This window comes from Limosilactobacillus equigenerosi DSM 18793 = JCM 14505 (assembly GCF_001311375.1).
In the GTDB taxonomy this organism is placed as follows: domain Bacteria; phylum Bacillota; class Bacilli; order Lactobacillales; family Lactobacillaceae; genus Limosilactobacillus; species Limosilactobacillus equigenerosi.
Genome location: NZ_BBAS01000006.1, coordinates 48,325 through 65,944, shown reverse-complemented (window position 1 = coordinate 65,944; position 17,620 = coordinate 48,325). Strand labels below are relative to the sequence as shown.

Below are 17,620 nucleotides of genomic sequence, written 5' to 3'. Positions count from 1 at the left end.
CTACTCATCATTTGTTGTTCCCCAATGTTTCACTGTGATTACCGTACTTTTTCCATAACCATTGGTCCAAATGATTAGTAATTGCATCCAATTTAATTATATATAAAGCTGGAATTCCAAACATTACAATAACAACATACAAAATAGCAATGATTTCTTTTATAAATACTAACTTAATATTTCTCACAAAAACCATTAGGGGAAAAAGTATTTCCATCGCTAAAAAACCTAATAAAATAAACAGAACATAACCAGTTGCCCTTGTAGTTAATGTCCAAAGAAATTCATCTTTGACTGTTTTAAATTTTCTACGATCCTTCTTATATTTCTGTTTCATTTTTAATATCACAACCACTACTTGAGGAATTGCTAAGCATAGCATATAACCTACATCTATTAAACATTCAAATAAATCAACATTTCCCTTGGAAACTACCTGATCTAAATTGTAATCATACTTCATAAATGTTCCAACCATAACACTCCACAAAGCATATAAAATATTTAGCACCGTGAATAACGGTATTAATTTATCGTTTTTATAAATTAAAACTAACATTATCCACATAATCAAGATTGGAGAAATATATATAATCATAATTATTTACCTCCACTAATTTGTAGTTCCTGCTAATTGAGGTATATTATTCATCAAGTTGTCAGTCGTGTTCGTAACCGTTTTTCCTAACCCCTTGCTGATCCCTTTTTTTTACCGCCTGTTCTAGAACTGGACGCGCATAACCATGAATCGAATTAGATGAAACATTCGATTCAACAAAGTTCTGATTAACCCAATTAGCGGTGTGTGAAGTTACTTGTTTCTTTGCGGTTACCCGTGCAATTTCTTTTGTATACTCGGTGGCAACTGGTTTCAATAATTCCTTCCCATGAACTAAAGCTAAGGATATCGGATTGGCATGTTTTGCCACATCTACAACGAAATCTTTCGTATCTGATAATACTGGAGTGAAGTATCCATGATTAACAAAACTAGACATCTGACGATCAAGAATTGAGCTTACCTTCGCTGATTTAACAATCTGTTTCCCTTCTAGCGCTTTCCACGCTCCTTTTCCAGATATAATACTGGTCCCGTAATCTAACACGTTAAATACATTATTTGCAGTATTTACACTAAGTCCAAACTTAGATCGTAATCCATTCTTTAACCAATTATCATTTTCTTTTCCCGTTCTACCTTGATTAATATCCTCTTCTATATTGAGTAAACTCATCGCTGTTGACCCCAACGTAAGTAAGACCGGAACCGCCGTTCCACCACTTGCCACGGTTAATGCAACTCCGCCAATAAAGAATGCTGAATCAAACGCTAATTTAGTCCATCCTTCCCGTTTGGATTCCTCGACGGCTGCTCTAACTCTAGCTTGAACCAATTTATGCAAGCCATCTCGTTGCCGATAAATTAGTTCGCGATTTGTGGCGGTATGAACATGATGGTTCTTATCGGTACACGTGACTTTTTCATCCATAAAACGATGCAAATTTTCGAAATATGACAATGCACTATAACCGTGTTGGCTCTGAAACGACGCTAATTCTTGCCGGAAACTTCCGGACGTATAGCCTGTCATTTGCACTGCTGAGCGGCTCGCATACCGTGCAATTGCTTGATTAATAAAATTGATTCCATCCTGGATTGCCTCGTACTGAGCACTTGCCCGACTTTCATACTGGGACCAAGCTGTGCGTTGCCGACTAATATCTGTCTTTAACTGCTGTACATCTGATGAAAAATCATGAATTTTGGACGCACCACCAATTAACCCACTCAAATGACTAATTTTACTATTAACTCTTGAAATCGTTGATTCAACTTCGCTATGTAACGTTCCAATCTTACTATTTAAATCAGAATAATCTTCTGATGACAATTTAAAACCACCACCATCAATTACCCCACCACTATAATTACTTGCATACTCGGTATTTAACCGCACAAACTCATCTAAGAGATCATTGATTTGGGTTAACAACCCTGAACTATAAACTTCTCCTAAGTACGCTTTCATTGAATCGGCAGCGGCTCCGGTAATACTGTTCGTATTCGCCAACGATGCGACACTCCCGCTGGCTCCAGTCATTGCACCACTACGCCGACTAAGACCTGAATTAGCTCCGTCAACGAATGATTGCAGGCGACTTTCTGAAATTTTCATTAGATTAACCTCCCATATGCATATCGTAATCATCCATATGTTGCTTTACCGATGCCATTAAACTGGCGTCATGCTCCATCAAATGTCCAAAATTATGAAGCATCGAATTAAATTGCTGATAAATTTCCGCAATTTTCTTAGCCGTTGGTACATCTAAATCACCACCAGGACTGCTTAAACCATTCCCCAGTCCCGCAATGTTAGCACCGTGACTTCTCAATGAACCATATTGACTAGCGAAATTACTATTTACTGATATTTTGCTCATAATTCTTCATATCCTTTTTCGTTTAGTAACTACCCATATACACTCGTATTTGAAATAATTCTACTAGCAGCTAATTGACTTTCTGGTTTTTTTAATTGACCGGCTAACTGATGTAATTTAGCAATTCCATGTTCAACATCATCACGAACAGTTTGCTTGGCTTTTCGAATATCTTTATCAATTTTGTCGACATGATGATCATACTTGCCCGATTTATAAGTTCCCGCCCAATAGTTACTGGAGGCGTGTTTAACCGAGTTAGTTTTTAAACTATCTAATGAGCTAGCCGTACTCTTTAAAGCTGAAATTGCATTTGAAATCTCACTCATTCTCCGTAAAATTGCACCATCACTCATGCTTTTCGCCCTCCGTAATTTCCTTACTTAAATCAGCAAATGGATCATCATCTAATGACCCATCAACTTCAATTGGTTGGTGTTGGTGAATCAATTGCATTTATGGCTTGATTCAATTCTTTTGTGATAATTTCATCATCTTCATCATGATAACCTTCAAATACCACCTTTAAAATCTCATCTTCGTTAAAGTAAACTTTTTGATCATCAATCTCACCTTCAGGATACAAAATTGCCCCATATTCAAATAAATGGACACCATCATTTTGCTCAACATTCATCCCGCGTTGAACAATCATTACTTTCTTAGTTGTGCCCTTTAAAATGACAATCGTTCCTAATGGTAAAAAAGTTAATTTGCTTCATTATTCATTCCCCCTGTTTACTTGTGGTAATTTTACTTTGCTATACTGTAATCCTTTAGATTCAAAGAAATATGCTTCATTTGATAATAATTGTGGTTCCGCATTTACCCCGGTCGCTGAAATATAATTAGTATCAACAATTCGAGCACTAACTAAGCCCGCAATCGTTTGAGCTTTAATCATATTGGCCATCGCATCGTAACTTTGATCAATTCTTGCGCGATTATCCATAATGATTAAATACATTCCTGCTTTCCAGGCATGTTGCAAGATAATTTCAAAATTTTGTTGGGTCAATTTAGCTACTTTAATAAATTCAGTTAAATTCGGGATAAACACATATATTTCATCACGTAATTCTCGATGGACTCCGGCTGCAGCATAATCTGCCATTTGCTGTTTTAATCTAATCAAGTCGTTTTCATTATCAGTAATTACCCGACTATATTGTTCATGCTGTTCATGGAATTCTCCCAGTACGTCTACAATCCAACTAGGATGTTTCCAAGTACTCAAACTATGCGTAACTGCTTGTGATAAAACGTCTTTTTGTTGTTCCGTTAGATAGCTGATATTAAAGAAATGATGAATCTCTGGGTCAAAACTATGAACTTCGGTTGTTTGATTACCCAATGCAATCGGCATAATGTTCCGGTCATGCCAAATCGCTTTAATCTTCTTATCTGCGTATGCAAAATCAAAGCTATTGGGTAACATTGGGATCTTGGCTGGGACTGGTCCATCCCAAGCTTCAGTCATTGTTTCACTTAATACCCGTAAATCGTGCACAATTTTGAGTGAATCGGCATGTTCCGTTGGGGTATAAATTTGGAACGCTAACATCTCGTCATCAATTTCCATTTGACCACGCCCAGCAATTGGTGATTGAATTAATGCATTTCTACCTAACGTGTTAACCACTTCATCTTCATCAACCATAAATAATCCAATTCGTTTATTAATATTGGACAACAATTGATACCTAAAAGTATTCAGACGATTGACCGTATAAATTGAATAAATTCCTAAGGCTTTTCCGTCCCGTAATAACTTCGAAATGATTCCATCAATACCATCTCGTTCATCATCTTCAGCCACACTATCATAAGCATCAACCGCGATCACGATAATTGGTAGTGGTTGACCGATTTCTTCTTCATATTGTGAGAAATTAGAAACACCCAGTTGTTGGAATAAACTCTTTCGTTGATTAATCAATTGGTTAATCTTCGTTAACATCTTCCAAAGTTTTTCCCGGTTATCAAATCCCGCAATATCAGCCACATGCGGGAGACCTGCTAACGGTAAAAGTCCGTTCGTTCCAAAGTCAAATAAGTAAAAATTAACTTGTTCTGGGCTGTTTAATCTTGCCAAATTGGCCACAATCGTTTGTAACGCTACCGATTTACCATAACCGGAACTCCCAACAAACAATGCCGGCGTAACCGATGAAAGGTCAAAATCCAATTTTTCTTGTGTTTGCCGCGATGGAATATCCAGCATCCCAAACGGTACTTTTAGTTGCCGTGGTTGTTGCCAAGCGGTTTGCCAATCAAGTTCCGGCCCTACCAAGCTTTCTGGTAATGGTGGCAACCATGGCTTCATCGGCATCTTCACTTGCGCTTCCTTAGCATCCTTGGCGATTTCATCCACCACCGCTTCAAGTTGGGTTTGAATTTCACTTTCCTTCGGTTCATCAATTTCGGATAAATCTCGGGTTAATAATTCCGCTTGGCCGAGTTGATTAATCAACCAAAGCCGTTGATCACGCTGCGCGTGCTGATTGTCCGTTGGATTGTATTCCGCACTCGAGTACGCAGATTGGAATAATTCGTAAGTTTCGTTATTCCCGACTTGTAAGTACGCCCGTCCAACTTGGGTAATTGAAGCCGCATCGGGGGTATGGATAATTTCCTTGGAATCAGCTGGATCCGAAACTTTGAGGGCAATCTTAAACCGTGAGTTAGACCAAATTTGTTCACTGACGACCCCGTTTGGTTTTTGGGTTTCCAAAATCAGGTGTACCCCTAACGACCGCCCGATCCGGGCTGTAGAAACCAACTCATCCATAAAGTCCGGTTCATTGGCTTTTAATTCCGCAAATTCATCTGAAATAAGGAATAAGTGCGGCAACGGTTCGTGGGGATAACTATCATCAGTTGGGTGTTCTTTTCCTTCCTTGTACAGTTTGGTGTAGGCATTAATATTATTCACCCCGAACTGCCGGAAGTAGCGTTGCCGCCGTTCAAGTTCAGCGTGGATACTCTTCAACGCCCGATCGGTACTGGCCCCATCTAAGTTCGTAATCATCCCCATAAGGTGCGGTAAGTTCGCAAACAAGTTCGCCATCCCCCACCTTTGTAGTCAATTGGGAGGAACCCAACATCTTCGGGGGCAAAGTTAACTGATAAATCTCATAGAAAAATTTAAAATTTAGTTATTGTTTGTCATCATCTATTCTAGTTTCCTCAACAGTTTCAATTTCTCGATTTAATTTAGATAATTGCTCTTCGTATTGATCTGTCACGGCATTCTTTTCCTGATTAAATACTTCTTTAACTTCATCTTGATAACCATATATCATATCAACAGTTTGCTGACGATAATCAAAATCATCCCCATCTAAATAACTATTAACCTCATCAGCCAAATTAATCATATATCGTTGCAATTCGTTACTTTTTTTCCGTTAATTCATCTAATTGATCATGATACTGTCTAGGCAAAGTTTTCTTTTTAGCATCTAATTCACGTAATTTTTGTCTTTTGTTCAATTTTATTCATTTTGTTAACACTGCTTTCGGAAAATCATCTTTAACAACATCGTTAACTTTTCGTTGCATTCCGACTTCAATTCCACCACGTACTGCATATGAAATTTTACCAACCGCTCCGCTGATATCACTTTGAAACGCCGCTAAATCGGCATTGTATTTAGCCATAATTTCAGAATCAATGGATGAACTTTGACTAAATTTTGCTCTCCCTAAACTCCGAATTGCCTGTTTTTCAATCATTTTCTTTAACTCTAATTCAGCCGCTTTATCACCTTTAGCTACTGCTTTCATTAGACTTGACATTAATGACATCTAATCACCCCAATCCAAATGTACTCCGGTCCGCCTGGTCCTCAGCTAAACGAGTTGCCACTCGTCCCTTAAACGTAGACGTAAGATCCGTTAACCTATTACTGAGTTGCCGTGCCTCAGCCAATTTACTATCATATTTTTCTGTGTATTGATTCACCATCGTTTGCTGGCTAGCTCCACCTTCATGCAGAGCTGACATAACTTCTCCGTGACTAAGATGCTTACCAATTGACAATGCTTGATGTTGGGTAGTTGACCACAATTGCTCTAAGTTTGATTTACCTTGTTCTAAATCAGCTTGTAAAATTGCAATGTCCGTTGCTGCGTAACCTTCAATCGCACTACTAATTACGTAAGCTTCTTCAGCATCAAGGAAAAACCTTTGACTAGCACTCATTGATCCACTAGTCCACCCTAATGAACGTTGGGCTACTCGCAGTTGTTTAAGATCATGATTTAATTTTCGATCCGTCCGTGCATTCATAAATTGATTTTTCTTACGTGCTCGAATGTAGATTTTCTTTAATTGATCTGCATTAATAATCCCACTATTTTTTACCCAATCTGGATGTTGTAAAATTTATTATTATAGCCGAGCACAATCTTTTGAATGACCTGCTTACCATAATTACGTCCCAGCGGAATAGTTACCTTAAACCCATGTGCGTAACCAGACAACATATGTTGACCAATAAGTCCATATCCTTTATCGGGCATCATTAGGTTCAATTCTCCCATTGGCTCGGCATGCCCTGCACCAAGACTGGTTGGTAACTTGTACCCTAGCGTCCCAATATTATCCATAAAATCGGTATATAAATGGACCTTTTTCGACTTAACTGGGTGTTTCAATAATGCATTAGCATTTGGTGATTCATAAAAGTAAGCGTTGTTAATTCGCTTAGCTAATCCATGATTAAACAAATCAGCAAATGCATATTGACCATTAAATCCCCCTGCGAGTGACCATATAAATTAAATTTGGCATTTACATAGCGATGGAGAATGGAATTTGTACTCTTAATAGATCCATATTGTTGCGGGCCAGCTGGTCCTTTTTCCCCTGTAAAAATTTTCCATCCAAACGGAATATTATTCGAAATCCAATCCGCCCGCGACCCTTTCTTAAACGGAGCCATTGATCCTTGATATAAAATCGAAGCATTTTTAACATGGGCCTGTTGCGCCGGGGTAAGATTAGTTTTGACAACCGTTTTTCCTTGATTATATTGGTGATGACTAACATCTTTATTCCTAGTTGCACCTGGTACTTTTCCTTCCGCAACTACATACATTGTTTCACCTGTTTGCTTATTATTACGGATTTCAGTGATGTGACCGACCGTTATAGGTTTACCATCCTTTATATACTGAACGCTTGTTCCTAATTTATTTGGCCTTTTATCATCACCACGAAATCCATACTCATCCATAGAAAGTTGAGCGTTTTTATCTAAATTAGAATATGGAGTTATAATTTTACTCATATATTTAAAGTCTCCTTAATTAAGATTCATTACTTATTTATCAATTTTTCCCTTAAACACCAAATTTTCTAATTCTCCATATGGGCCACCATTGTATACATAATTACCATTACTATCTTTATCAATATAACCAACTAATATTAATTTTTTTTGTTATGATTAATTACCACATCCACGTATGGATTACTAATCATCGGATTTCCCCGATGAACAGATTTGTAATCGATTTGATACGATTTTACTAAATCAGCATGCGGAGCTAACTTGCCCGTATCAGTCCAAAAATGTTCATTTTTTGGATCTAATATCCCATCAAATGCCCCTTGCTTCTCAGCTTCCTTAACTTGTTTTACCATTTGATAATGCTCGTATCTGCTGTAACCCCACATCGCTAACGATCCTCCTCCGACTAACATCGCTAAACCCATTAAACTAATTGCTAATTTTTTTTAAAATTTTCATTGCTCTGTACCAAGATTTCTAGGAATACTAAATGACCGATATTCATAAGTTGAAAATGGTTTCCTAAGTTCAGTTTCTAAAAAAAATCATCCCAATCTTCAGTTTTATAGCCTTCAAATACTAGTTGATTAATAAATGAATTGCATAAGTAAATTGGATCTATTTCTAATCCAACCCCATCTGGCCATGGATAAGCAATATAATCAACAAACGTCCCGTCTTCAAACGCCACTCGTTGCCCCATAATTACACATAATCGTTCAGAAAAAGGTAATGTCTCATCCCCATTAATTACTGCTGGCTTAATTTCCACTACCGATCCAACTGGATAAATTTCCGTTAACCAAATATTAATCTCATTCAAAAACTGATTAAAAATTTCAGCCATCAGCGTAACTCGATTAATGGTAACTAGTTTTTGACTATTAAATGTCAACTTAAACCGACCAATTACCATCTCTTTGGTTTGATTTATCATTCCTAAAACGACTTCATCAAATAATTCAATTTGTTCTGCAAACAAGTCTGATAATTCATTTAAAATCTCCAATTGATCCTCATTTAAATCGAATCTTGTTAACTTTTCTTTTAGTTGATCTAACATTAATCGTTTCGATAATTGCCCATTAATATTAGATGTATTTGTTATTTGTTCTTCTTGACCATCTACATGACGTTTCGTAATAAACATTATTCACCTCATCTTATTAATTACTAGCTTTAGAATTTTTATACGCTGCTGAGTGAGTATATAACCATATCTTATCGATACTTAGTATTACAACAATCGCATTTAATGTTATTGTTAACCATCTCAAATAAATATTAGTTTGTCCTGCTAAACCCATTTTTTCATCTCCACTAAGCAATAGTAATATCCAAAATATTATTAACCCGGTTGTTATCTTGTAAAACCTTACCCCAGCCCTTGTTTTGGGACCAACTAACAATAATTTTAAATTTGCAAACGGTAAAAATAGAATCACTAATAACAGTCCACAACTACCAATTAAAAACCAAGCAAAAAAAATAAGCGTAATAAACCACTAATTCATAAATCATCATCACAATTGCGAAAAGCGCTAAGAAAAATTCAACCATTTCTATCATGGTATCTAAACGTTCTTTTTTCATTTCATCACCATTTATTTACCCGTAATTCCAAATTATCCCGCCAACTAATAATCACTTACTTACTCATCTGATCTCCCATATACCAAATTAATAATCAAACTATTACAAAATAAGCCACCAGTTTATTGGTGGCTTATTTTATCCTATTCCTAAAAATTACCAAATTCATTCGATAATGACTTAACTTTACTAGACACCCCTTCAGCTAATCCACCACGTAATCCGGCAGCTAAATTATCAAGGTTCCCATCATCCATAATATTTGCTTTTGTTTGAGTGGCAATTACTTGAGCATCTGAAATTGTTTCATCAAAGTTACTAGCAGCTTTCCGTTTATATTTAGGTGCAACGCTACCCGATATTACTGATCTCTGTAAAGATTTCCTTAATTCTTTTAATGCGTGCTGTACGGTCGCATCGGCTCCTTTACCTATGCCATTAAACATGTCAGAAATTAAGCTCATTTAACTACTTCTCCTTTCGTTTTAATGTCATTATTTGGTCTTCTAATTTGGCTTGTTTTCGCCGACTTGTAACCTTAAAGTCTTCCCATTCGTCCATTGTTTTACTAAATGCACTTCGATACCCTTCCATTAATTCCGAGTCAGCTTGTTCATATTTTTGAATGGCTAATTTCCGTAACTCAGCATCTTCTTCATCTGTCAGTAATGCAAGAGTGTTATCTAAAATCCCTTCATAATCATCATGAAGTTGATTTCGAACTGATACCATTTCTTCCAAGACATCTTTAACACGTTGATTTTCTTTTTGATACGCCTCTTTTTCACTCGCTAAGGCTGCTTGAACCTGCTGTAATTCTGATTTATCCATATTTCTATTTAACCGTAATTCCAAATTGTCCCGCTAACTCACGATCTTGTGACAACTTTCCTTCAATTCGGGCACTAAAAGTGCTCCCAAAACTATCAAAATTAGCTTGGATACCACTAATTTGACTTTGTTTATCGTTTAGTAATTCAACGTAATTCGTAACTAACGTTTCCCTAGTTGCACCACCAGCGCTTAAGGCTTCAATACATTCACCGGGGGTTAAATCTTTCCCCACACTATACGCCGCTGATTTGGCCGCTTGCCAAATGCTTCCTGCTTTTCCTTACCTTCATTATAGATTTGGTTAATTGCCGTCAATCCTTCATCGGCATGACTAATAATTGCATTTTTAATGCCATAAGCTGCGGCCGCTTCGAGCATAATAACCTTTGCGCTGCTAATTCCTTTTCCCGAACCATAATAAGCATTTAGTTTCGCTTCTGAAGTTAGTAATTTTTGACGAGTTTGTTGATACTTTTTTTACAAATTCACGATTTGTTTTACTATTAACCGTCTTTCCAGAAACTCGTAAAATATCACCATTTTTGTCAAATTTCCAGCCATCGATACTGTGATATCTAGTGCCGCTTTAACTGCCGCGATATCTAATGAAAAAGATGAAGCAATCGTACTTAACCCTTTATCTTTAAGTGATCCATTCAATAACTTATCGTTTACATCCTCAAGTTGTTTAACCAATTCTGAACCAAAATATGTTTTAGATTTAACATATTTGGCACTTCCAGTAAAATTTCCTGTAATGTTACCAATAATATCTTTTGGATTTCGATAATTCATAAAATCCATTGGGTGCGTTTTAATATATTCACGTTCCTTCTTCGTCAACATACTCCACGCATCCGGACCGTTAAAAGTTGTCGCGGATAAATGATGTTTAGCGGCGATATACATCGCCAACGTGCCACCCAATGAGTGACCACTCGTTGTTGGCGCCTTTACCCCACCATGTTGTTTAATTTGCTTATTAACCCGTTGATAAAATTTGTCTGCCGAAACCGATTGTGATTCACCCTTTATATCTGGTACTGGCCCCAGGCTCGATAACTTAGGTTCAAAAATTACTTTTGAACCCAATCCAACTGTTTCGATATCAGTTAAGATATCCTTCATATCACCTGAGTCCGTCCCGGCATATGATATCACCACATTGTTATAATCTGCTTTACCATTTTTAACCGGCGCCACCGCATAGGCTTGCATTCCGTTAGTAGAGTTATTTTCAATGTCAATGACCTTATAATTGTGGTTACCATACGTTTTAAAATTGTTAGGGACTCGATTACTAGCAATATCGTACGCTTTTTCATCAATATAATTATAATCTTTATCCGTATTAGCCATTAATCTTCTCCCTTAGATTTTTCACTGTCATATGTTACGCTCACGGCAGATAACGATCTATTTGCATCAAATCGCTTGATAATATTATATGATTCAGGAAAATCATCAGGCCATCCCAGCAAATCAGGACCACTTTTATCAAAATTCTTCTTTGAATACTGACCTATTTCAACAGCTTCTTTTTTTCCATTAATCCTTATATCACAACTATATGTTCCACCTCCAATAGAATTAGGTTTATATAATCTACTTACTTCCAAGGTCTTAATTCCTTCATAATGATGAACCAAATATTCCGCACACTTTTGTTGTACCCGCCGTTCTTCGTTGGATTCCTGTACTGCTTGTTGTTCTGCATGTCGTTTTGTAATAAACATTCCACTCACTCCCCAAATAACTACTAATCCAATCAAAATTGACAATATAATTCTACGCTTACTCATCTGACCACCTCGTAATCAATCGAGCTAGACTAATCTTTCGGCCAACAAACATATTTATCCCATCTTCTGGCAAAATTGATTCATTTGGTTGATAGTTAGCCTTTACTAATTGTTGTTCCACAATCCGCGATCCTAGCGATCCAGCCGAAAGATTCTTCTTCAATGCTTTTGCAAAATTGTTAAGTGACCGTGAGAACTCCAATTGATTAGTTTGGAAAATCAAATAAATTCCTACTTGCCAACATTGGCGTAACATCGTTTCAATGGTAGCTTGATCCATCGTTACTTTAGTTGAGAAATATTCAAATTTAGGAATATAGATGAACCATTTTTCTGTATTGCCACTTAATCTTCGTTCATTGATTTCTTTTTGTAATGCATTCATAAAGTTAGTAATTTCTTCCTCACCAACTACTTGCATCCGATCACTATCGTACTGTAATAAACTCCCATCAAAATCAATTAAATTAGCTACTACATCATCATATTGCTGCTGTAACATTTGCAAATCTTTAATAATAATTTTTTTCAGTTGTTGCTTCTTGAATTGGTGTTTCCGTCATTAAGACATAATAATGCATTTGGTCCGGAATAAATCCAATTGCTTCCGTTGTTTCATTCGACAATGCCACTGGCAAGGAGCCATTTTGAAGCATTTTAACTACACTTGATTGAGCCATAAAGAATTCTTCATCCACTACAACCGGTAACATTGGTACCCGTCCAGGTAGTTTACCGTGCCAAGCCTCCGTCATCGTCTCACCTAAGTCATCAATTGCTTTCACTGTTGCTAACGATTCCACTGCTTGCGTTGGACTATAAACTTGGATTGCTAACATTTCACCGTCTACTTCTAGTTGCCCACGTCCCGGAATTGGACTTTGTTTTAACGCGCTTCGTCCTAACATATCCCGCGGCGCATTTTCATCAACCATATAAAGCCCGATTCGTGTCGTGAGATTAGAAGTGATTCCAACCCTAAAGCTACTGTACCGATTAGCCGTTAAGATAGTATACATTCCAACCGCTTGTCCTTCCCGGAATAATTGGGTTAGAACATTATCTATTATTTCACGTTGTTTATCATTTTCGACAACCGTATCATACGCATCAACTGCAATCATAACTACTGGTAGGTGTTCACCAACTAATGCTTCATATTGCGATAAATTGGATACTCCTTTTTCTTGAAAGAGCGTTTTCCGTTGTTCAAGCATTGCCATTAATTGCTTCAGTAATTTATGTAATTTTTCTAAATTATCAAACCCAGCAATGTCACCAACGTGTGGCAATTTAGTTAATGGTAATAATCCATTCGTTCCAAAATCGAGTAGATAGAATTGCACCTGTTCTGGATTATTAAGACGCGCTAAATTGGTCACAATTGTTTGCAGCGCCATTGATTTCCCATATCCAGCTGATCCAATGATGACCGTTGAATTCATCTTAGTTAAATCAAATTTAAGCTCAGCTTGTTTTTGCTGACTAGGAATATCTAACTTTGCAAATGGAACCACTAAATTCCGATTTGCTTGCCATTCTTGTGACCAATCAATCATCGGGCTCACAATATGAGTTGCCAATGGTGGTAACCATGGCTTCATCGGCATCTTCACTTGTGCTTGCTTAGCATCCTTGGCGATTTCATCCACCACCGCTTCAAGTTGGGTTTGGATTTCACTTTCCTTCGGTTCATCAATTTCGGATAAATCCCGGGTTAATAATTCCGCTTGGCCGAGTTGATTAATCAACCAAAGCCGTTGATCCCGTTGGGCGTGCTGATTGTCCGTCGGATTGTATTCCGCACTCGAGTATGCCGATTGGAATAATTCGTAAATTTCGTTGTTCCCGACTTGTAAGTACGCCCGTCCGACTTGGGTAATCGAAGCCGCATCGGGGGTATGGATAATTTCCTTGGAATCAGCTGGATCCGAAACTTTGAGGGCAATCTTAAACCGCGAGTTGGACCAAATTTGTTCACTAACGATCCCGTTTGGTTTTTGGGTTGCCAAAATTAAGTGCACCCCTAATGACCGCCCAATCCGCGCCGTTGAAACCAACTCATCCATAAAGTCCGGTTCATTGGCTTTTAATTCCGCAAATTCATCTGAAATAAGGAATAAGTGGGGTAGCGGTTCGTGGGGGTAACTATCATCAGTTGGGTGTTCCTTTCCCTCCTTATACAGTTTGGTGTAGGCATTAATATTATTTACCCCAAACTGCCGGAAATAGCGTTGCCGCCGTTCAAGTTCAGCGTGGATACTCTTCAACGCCCGATCGGTACTGGCCCCATCTAAGTTCGTAATCATCCCCATAAGGTGCGGTAAGTTCGCAAACAAGTTCGCCATCCCCCACCTTTGTAGTCAATTGGGAGGAACCCAACATCTTCAGGGGCAAAGTTAACCGCTAATGACAACATGTACGATTGCAGTAACTCCGACTTCCCGGACCCCGTTGTCCCAGCGATTAACCCGTGAGGCCCATGGGCTCGTTCATGTAAATTAAGCTCCACCACATCGTCTTTGCCCCGCAAGCCAAGTGGGGCTGCTAAGGTCTTCGAGGTGTCAGCTTGTTGCCACCGTTGCATAATCGCCAATTCTTCCGCCCGCTTCACATGATACAAATCTAAAAACGTCACCGACTCAGGGATTGAATTTTGTTCCACTTCGATATGGTTTAAATTGGCTAAGCGCTTAATCGCATTGACCAGTGAATCCGCCGCTGGTTGTAAATGCGGTTCAAATGCTAAATCCATATAAACTTGATCTACATTCACCAGCGTCGCTAATTTGCTTGAGCGGTATTCAACTAAGGTCGTCACCGTTTCTGGCAATGCGTTGGTCGTTTCCTTCGCCCAAATTACTGTCACGCCGTAAACCGATAAGTCTTGATTTAAAAATTCGTTTAAATTATGCCCATTGAGCCAACTTTCCTCTTCGATAACTAAGACTAAGTGCGGTTTAAAATGATCGCCATCTTTTACCGCTCGTTCTTGTTGCGCTTGGCGGCGTTGCACTAATAACTGATACACGGCATTTAAGACCATGTCCCGCGTTTGGGCATTATGCACTAACCCCCGTAAATTGACTCCATCCAATTGAAAATGTGGTAACCAGCGCCACTCTTGCCAATATTGGTCATATTCTTCTTCATTAATTAGCGCTACCATTTGAACATCATGATAGGAATGCCAGCTCGCAATTTGGAAGAGCAACGTTTGTAAACTCGTCCGTAAACTAGCTTTGGGACCCGCTAACCCTAATGTTGTCTGGGCTAAATTAACTGTAATTGGTGCGTGCGTTAAGGTCTGGGCAGGCGCCAACACCTTTTGGGCCACGCGCCGTTCTAAAGCGGTTTGAACCTGTCCGGCTTTTTGTTGGTAGTCAATTTGGTACGAAGCCGGAATCGTCCCGTGCCCTAAACTAACCGTTAAAAAGTCTTCATGAGCTTAACCGTTCGTAAATTCGGGCATCATATTGGTTTACTAACTCAATTAACTGATCGATGGTTGGAAAATTGTATTGTAAGGCGGCTTGCTGTTGCGCTTTGACTTGTTGTAACTCACCCGCCATCCCAAGTAAATAATCACGATATGCTTGCTTAGCTTCGCGATTTTTATGGGCCACTTCTTTTTTTTCTGCGTAAAGTAATTGCTAACCGAAAAGCCAGCCGTTAAGACCGTCATTGAGCCCATGCCGAGCATCATGAATGAATTATAATTCGTAAATAATGACATCGCTCCATAAACTGCCACCATCTAACGGTGGAATAATCATTTGCATGACCGAATTTTTCGGCATGGTTTGGGCTTGCGGCGGATTTTCGACCTTAATTTTGTGTGTTGGTGGCCGTAAGAAGATGCGGGGACTCCGCCGAAAGTCTGGAAAATCAGGCGGGAATTCCTGCATCTCCCTGACCGGCGTCAAATGCTCCAAATTAACTTGGACTGCAGTTTCGAGTGGGGTCACCTTCCAAAACCGGTCCCGCCGTTCAATTAAGATTCCATCCAAATACAGTTGCGTCCCAATTGTAAATTCGCCATCCCAATCTGTAACTGCTTGCCGATTAACATAGGTCGTCGCCCCGTGCCCGACTAACGTTAATCGCCAAGTTGTGCCATCAAATTTAAATTTGGCCACGCCAGCCGTCGCCAAACTCAGGTCCCCCAAGGTTGCTTGGACCACCAGTTGCTTGGCGGTTGGTTGGACCAAGTACGTATTAATATGAGGTCGTGAAATGACTTTCAGTGCTGGTAAGTCAATCTGCTCCATTGGGGCTGGCTCATCATCTAGAAATAATTGCCCATGGTGCGTCGTTAACTCATGTTGGCCAACTTGTAACTGGTCATCCGCTGTTAAGACCCAATGTTCCAACTGTTGGCCTAACCCAAAGACATCCCAAGCCACCGGGACCGCATCCGTTAATTGATCATCAAAGCGGACCGTTGCGTCGGTATGAAGTTGCTTAATTGCCTTCAAATTCATTCTTGGCCCCTCCTAACTTATGAATGTACTGGTTAATTTGTTTCCGATAGGCATTCAATTGCTTTTGCTTCCTGCCCCCATCCATCGTCGTATCGTTTTTCGTTTCCGTATACAACTTGGCATAGGCATGCAAAATATATTCGTTATCCCCGATATTTTTTTTGCGATTGACAAGGCTTGCTTGTAATTACCACGACCAATCATGATCCAATAATTGAGTTGTAACTTAGATGACGATGGCGATAAGTGCTTTAAGACCACGGCCTTTTGATCCTTCGACAAGGAATCTTGATTGACATATGCCACCGCTAAAGCGTAGCGCGCCCCTTGTGGTAAACTTTGGGGCCGATAACGTTTCAATTTTTGGGTCGTACCATCGTAATCCGCCACTTGAAAATCATTTTGAGCTGCAATAATGGCCTTTTGTTTGGGAATGGTATGTAAACCCCAAACAAGCGTTAAACCTAATAAGATCACGGCTAAACTGCCGGCGACCCAATTCCCATATTTCATGAATTGATATTGCTTTTTCTTAATCGTGATTTCCGTTTGATGACTAATTTGCACTTGCGTATAAATTTGTTCATTCAAACTTTGTTTTAAGTCCAGAAGCGTCGTGGCGTTAGCTAATAGTTCAGCTAACGTATTATCAAGCGCACTCACCCCCGTCACCATTTCCGCATAATCAAGACTGGGATCCACCATCCATAATACTAACGCCCGAAGTTGATTAACTAACTGGTCTTCACTGGCCACTTCCGGTGCAATGGCTTGTTTTAACCCCCGATGCATGGCCACAATTTGATTGCCAATTACGTATAAATTATTCGGGTGGATTAATGGTTGCTGCCCATCCGCCTTCGTTTCAGTTAACCAAAATAATTGTGGCATCAATTCAAAGACGGCCGTCTTCGTTAATGATTTCAAATACCGCTTTAAACTGACTGCTTCTTTGGGAATTGTATAGGTAATTTCCACCTGATCATCACTTTGACTCGTGATTTCTCCGGCCAAATAATGCTCACTCGCTGGCAAAAACAGTGCTAATTCCGATAAATAGGCGCGTTGAAATTGATTATTCGCCAATCGCACCACTTTTTGGCGTTGTTCTGTTAGCTTACTAACTGTAAATGATTGGTATCCGTCATTGTATGTAGGCATG

Annotated in this window: 24 protein-coding genes and 2 pseudogenes; all 26 read right to left on the bottom strand. The window is 38.9% G+C overall.

Going from position 1 to position 17,620, the window contains the following annotated elements:
* Positions 1-7: 7 nt before the first annotated feature.
* Positions 8-598: a hypothetical protein gene (locus JCM14505_RS04360; RefSeq protein ID WP_054653225.1), complete on the bottom strand. Its 591-nt coding sequence runs from the start codon at positions 596-598 to the stop codon at positions 8-10.
* 61 nt (positions 599-659) lie between these two features.
* Entirely contained in the window at positions 660-2,177 is a 1,518-nt protein-coding gene (locus tag JCM14505_RS04355; RefSeq protein ID WP_054653223.1) for a T7SS effector LXG polymorphic toxin, read from the bottom strand.
* Positions 2,178-2,181: 4 nt separating this feature from the next.
* The gene (locus JCM14505_RS04350) at positions 2,182-2,445 is read right to left on the bottom strand and encodes a nucleotidyltransferase family protein (RefSeq protein WP_054653221.1); all 264 of its coding nucleotides are present in this window, start codon (positions 2,443-2,445) and stop codon (positions 2,182-2,184) included.
* A 29-nt stretch (positions 2,446-2,474) separates the two neighbouring features.
* On the bottom strand, positions 2,475-2,801 hold the full coding sequence (locus JCM14505_RS04345; RefSeq protein ID WP_054653219.1) for a hypothetical protein: 327 nt from the start codon (positions 2,799-2,801) through the stop codon (positions 2,475-2,477).
* A gap of 68 nt (positions 2,802-2,869) precedes the next feature.
* Positions 2,870-3,139: pseudogene (locus JCM14505_RS04340) on the bottom strand (DUF4176 domain-containing protein); the annotation flags it as partial.
* Between the two features lie 27 nt (positions 3,140-3,166).
* Positions 3,167-5,577 (bottom strand): annotated as a pseudogene (gene essC, locus JCM14505_RS04335) (type VII secretion protein EssC); the annotation flags it as partial.
* A gap of 26 nt (positions 5,578-5,603) precedes the next feature.
* Positions 5,604-5,825 carry a hypothetical protein gene (locus JCM14505_RS04330; RefSeq protein WP_054653212.1) on the bottom strand — a complete coding sequence of 74 codons (222 nt, stop codon included), beginning with the start codon at positions 5,823-5,825 and terminating at the stop codon, positions 5,604-5,606.
* 121 nt (positions 5,826-5,946) lie between these two features.
* Positions 5,947-6,255: a hypothetical protein gene (locus tag JCM14505_RS04325; RefSeq protein WP_054653211.1), complete on the bottom strand. Its 309-nt coding sequence runs from the start codon at positions 6,253-6,255 to the stop codon at positions 5,947-5,949.
* Positions 6,256-6,259: 4 nt separating this feature from the next.
* Positions 6,260-6,739, bottom strand: coding sequence for a hypothetical protein (locus JCM14505_RS04320; protein WP_054653209.1), 480 nt, complete (start codon positions 6,737-6,739; stop codon positions 6,260-6,262).
* Positions 6,740-6,810: 71 nt separating this feature from the next.
* The gene (locus tag JCM14505_RS04315; protein WP_054653207.1) at positions 6,811-7,179 is read right to left on the bottom strand and encodes a thiamine pyrophosphate-dependent enzyme; all 369 of its coding nucleotides are present in this window, start codon (positions 7,177-7,179) and stop codon (positions 6,811-6,813) included.
* Positions 7,161-7,742 (bottom strand): hypothetical protein, encoded by a 582-nt coding sequence (locus JCM14505_RS04310; RefSeq protein WP_054653205.1) that lies wholly within the window; start codon positions 7,740-7,742, stop codon positions 7,161-7,163. The genes JCM14505_RS04315 and JCM14505_RS04310 overlap by 19 nt, the downstream gene beginning before the upstream one ends.
* Positions 7,743-7,882: 140 nt before the next feature.
* Positions 7,883-8,158: a hypothetical protein gene (locus tag JCM14505_RS04305; protein WP_156249835.1), complete on the bottom strand. Its 276-nt coding sequence runs from the start codon at positions 8,156-8,158 to the stop codon at positions 7,883-7,885.
* A 122-nt stretch (positions 8,159-8,280) separates the two neighbouring features.
* The gene (locus JCM14505_RS04300; RefSeq protein ID WP_054653201.1) at positions 8,281-8,895 is read right to left on the bottom strand and encodes a DUF4176 domain-containing protein; all 615 of its coding nucleotides are present in this window, start codon (positions 8,893-8,895) and stop codon (positions 8,281-8,283) included.
* A gap of 592 nt (positions 8,896-9,487) precedes the next feature.
* Positions 9,488-9,802: a hypothetical protein gene (locus tag JCM14505_RS04290; protein WP_054653197.1), complete on the bottom strand. Its 315-nt coding sequence runs from the start codon at positions 9,800-9,802 to the stop codon at positions 9,488-9,490.
* A 4-nt stretch (positions 9,803-9,806) separates the two neighbouring features.
* Positions 9,807-10,193, bottom strand: a complete 387-nt coding sequence (locus JCM14505_RS04285; protein ID WP_054653195.1) for a hypothetical protein — start codon at positions 10,191-10,193, stop codon at positions 9,807-9,809.
* The gene (locus JCM14505_RS04280) at positions 10,174-10,404 is read right to left on the bottom strand and encodes a hypothetical protein (RefSeq protein ID WP_054653193.1); all 231 of its coding nucleotides are present in this window, start codon (positions 10,402-10,404) and stop codon (positions 10,174-10,176) included. Before JCM14505_RS04280 ends, JCM14505_RS04285 begins: the two co-directional genes overlap by 20 nt.
* Entirely contained in the window at positions 10,389-10,550 is a 162-nt protein-coding gene (locus JCM14505_RS08975) for a hypothetical protein (protein WP_156249834.1), read from the bottom strand. The genes JCM14505_RS04280 and JCM14505_RS08975 overlap by 16 nt, the downstream gene beginning before the upstream one ends.
* A gap of 99 nt (positions 10,551-10,649) precedes the next feature.
* Positions 10,650-11,531 (bottom strand): alpha/beta fold hydrolase, encoded by an 882-nt coding sequence (locus JCM14505_RS04275; protein WP_054653192.1) that lies wholly within the window; start codon positions 11,529-11,531, stop codon positions 10,650-10,652.
* The gene (locus JCM14505_RS04270) at positions 11,531-11,974 is read right to left on the bottom strand and encodes a hypothetical protein (protein ID WP_054653190.1); all 444 of its coding nucleotides are present in this window, start codon (positions 11,972-11,974) and stop codon (positions 11,531-11,533) included. Before JCM14505_RS04270 ends, JCM14505_RS04275 begins: the two co-directional genes overlap by 1 nt.
* Positions 11,967-12,476: a hypothetical protein gene (locus JCM14505_RS08970; protein ID WP_156249833.1), complete on the bottom strand. Its 510-nt coding sequence runs from the start codon at positions 12,474-12,476 to the stop codon at positions 11,967-11,969. Before JCM14505_RS08970 ends, JCM14505_RS04270 begins: the two co-directional genes overlap by 8 nt.
* Before the next feature lie 10 nt (positions 12,477-12,486).
* Entirely contained in the window at positions 12,487-14,322 is a 1,836-nt protein-coding gene (locus JCM14505_RS10010) for an FtsK/SpoIIIE domain-containing protein (RefSeq protein WP_054653186.1), read from the bottom strand.
* A complete protein-coding gene (locus JCM14505_RS10005; protein ID WP_156249832.1) occupies positions 14,280-15,299 on the bottom strand; it encodes an FtsK/SpoIIIE domain-containing protein in 1,020 nt (339 codons plus the stop codon). The genes JCM14505_RS10010 and JCM14505_RS10005 overlap by 43 nt, the downstream gene beginning before the upstream one ends.
* A gap of 115 nt (positions 15,300-15,414) precedes the next feature.
* The gene (locus JCM14505_RS04250) at positions 15,415-15,600 is read right to left on the bottom strand and encodes a hypothetical protein (protein WP_054653182.1); all 186 of its coding nucleotides are present in this window, start codon (positions 15,598-15,600) and stop codon (positions 15,415-15,417) included.
* Between the two features lie 87 nt (positions 15,601-15,687).
* Positions 15,688-16,458: a hypothetical protein gene (locus tag JCM14505_RS04245; protein ID WP_054653180.1), complete on the bottom strand. Its 771-nt coding sequence runs from the start codon at positions 16,456-16,458 to the stop codon at positions 15,688-15,690.
* On the bottom strand, positions 16,439-16,573 hold the full coding sequence (locus tag JCM14505_RS10410; protein WP_369395405.1) for a hypothetical protein: 135 nt from the start codon (positions 16,571-16,573) through the stop codon (positions 16,439-16,441). Before JCM14505_RS10410 ends, JCM14505_RS04245 begins: the two co-directional genes overlap by 20 nt.
* Positions 16,513-17,619 (bottom strand): type VII secretion protein EssB/YukC, encoded by a 1,107-nt coding sequence (locus JCM14505_RS04240; protein WP_054653178.1) that lies wholly within the window; start codon positions 17,617-17,619, stop codon positions 16,513-16,515. The genes JCM14505_RS10410 and JCM14505_RS04240 overlap by 61 nt, the downstream gene beginning before the upstream one ends.
* Position 17,620 lies beyond the last annotated feature (1 nt).